Genomic DNA, 1,496 nt, shown 5'->3' on the forward strand with positions numbered 1-1,496 from the left:
TGAAGTGCCATAGAAAAGTTAGACACTTTATAAAAATTTAAACATTTGATAATACACGATTTCTGTATTTTACAGGAGTCGTGTATTTTAGTTTATTAGAACGTCGAATATTATTGAACCAATAAACATATTCCTTTAAAACGTCTTTCATTTCTTCTAAAGAACTAATCTTAAGACGATTAAGCTTTTCTCTTTTCATTAAGTTAAAGATTGTTTCTCCTGGTGCATTATCATGACAGTTGCCTTTTCTAGACATGCTTTGAGTGATGTTCATTTCTTTGAGTCTTGCTTGATAGCCTGCATTTTGATATTGGAAACCCTGATCTGAATGAAGAATAGGACGAGCAGTTGACGGCAAATTCGATCCAAGTTCATCCAGCATAGAATAAATAGTTATCATTTCTGGGGAATAGCTCGCTGAACAAGCTAAAATTTCTAAAGATGCTTCATCTATTACGGGAGAAATATATACTTTTTTGCCACTAGTTAATTTATATTCAGTTACGTCCGTGTGTAGAACCTTATAAGGCATTGTTTCATCAAAAGTCTGATTAAGAATATTAGGTGCCTTTTTACCCACGCTGCCTTTATAAGAGTTGTATCTAGCAGTTTGCCTATGATAAATCCTAGTTTTAAGTCCCATCTTGCGCATAATTTTGCGTACTGTTTCCATAGCAAGATTGATGCCTTCATCTTTTAAAGCACCCCAAATACGACGATAGCCATACGTTTCTTGACTTTCATCATAATATATTTCATTAATAGTTTCTTTGACTTTAGCATACTTATCTGGCTTATTAATACGATTTTTGAGATTGTCGTAATACGTTTTGCGATTAAGCTTTAAAAGATCGAATAAAGTATTCAATTTTACAGATGGCTGCTTAGCCCGAATATCCTTGATAATTACTGTTTTTTCTTTGTTGGATAGCGAGGATATCGGGCAGCCACTTTTTTTAAGACAAGATTTTCTAGCTTAAGTCTTTCGATTTCGGCTTCTTGCTTAATAATCTTTTCTTCATACCTTTGCTTTTCGCTAAGCTCTATCTTTTTAACTGGCTTCTTCTTTATTTTCTTTGGCACTTTAGCTAGTCTTCCTTTCTGCTTAGGAATTAATCCAGCCATACCTTCTTTTTCAAATTTCTTTACCCAACTGTAAACTTGGGATTCATTTATACTGAATTTAACGGCTACAGGAGTAAAACCTAACCTTGGATTATCTAAGTAGTAGCGTATCACATCCAATTTAAAATCTAAGGAATAAGTTAATTTCTTATACTTAACTTTAAGAGATTCAACACCATTTTCTTGTGCTTGATGAATCCATCTACGAATTACAGAATAAGGAATTTTATATTTATTACTCAGTCCTGTCATCGAATTTTTATTATTTAAATATTCAGATACAATTTTAATCTTAAACTCAGTAGAATATTTAGTCATAAAAAATACCTCACAATCATTAGATCTATGTCTAACAATTATGAGGCACTTCA

Annotated in this window: 1 protein-coding gene; it reads right to left on the reverse strand. The window is 32.2% G+C overall.

Features of this window, described 5'->3' with window-relative positions; genetic code table 11:
* Window positions 1-37: 37 nt before the first annotated feature.
* Window positions 38-1,443 (reverse strand): IS3 family transposase gene (locus NFR82_RS08780; protein ID WP_251717895.1). Its coding sequence is split into 2 segments (ribosomal slippage): window positions 38-963 and window positions 963-1,443, totalling 1,407 coding nucleotides; the frame shifts between segments, so codons are not numbered across the junction.
* Between the last annotated feature and the right edge of the window lie 53 nt (window positions 1,444-1,496).

Origin of the sequence: Lactobacillus agrestimuris (assembly GCF_943193025.1) — a bacterium.
GTDB lineage: Bacteria > Bacillota > Bacilli > Lactobacillales > Lactobacillaceae > Lactobacillus > Lactobacillus agrestimuris.